General features: G+C 64.8%; 1 pseudogene. It reads left to right on the forward strand.

Going from position 1 to position 389, the window contains the following annotated elements:
- Positions 1-103: 103 nt before the first annotated feature.
- Positions 104-389: pseudogene (locus EOA22_RS37455) on the forward strand (efflux transporter periplasmic adaptor subunit); the annotation flags it as partial.

Consider the following 389-nt stretch of genomic DNA (forward strand, 5'->3'; position numbering starts at 1 on the left):
TCGCCGATCACGGCAAATTGAACACGGCTTGGCGCGCACCCATATCGGCGACGCGCCCGCGTTATGAGGACGCTGGCCGAACCCGCAGTGGAAAACAACGACGATGCCGAGAATCAGGTTTCACAAGCTTGCAGCCATTGTTGTGCTCATTGGTTTCGCGGCGTGGATGGCGACAGGCGAGTTTTCGTCGGTCGGCAGCGTAGCCGCCAACAAAGCCAAGGCAGCCGGAGCCGAACAGGCCAAGGCGCCGGACGCGGCCAAGCCGAAGACGGCTGAAGCCGAGCCGAAGGCACCGCTGCGCACCGTTGCGGTGGTGACGCCGCCACGCAAGACCTATGCACGCGCCATCCGCATTTCCGGGCTGACCGGAGCCGACAATCGGGCGGGGC

This window comes from Mesorhizobium sp. M7A.F.Ca.US.014.04.1.1 (genome assembly GCF_003998745.1).
GTDB classification, from domain to species: Bacteria; Pseudomonadota; Alphaproteobacteria; order Rhizobiales; family Rhizobiaceae; genus Mesorhizobium; species Mesorhizobium ciceri.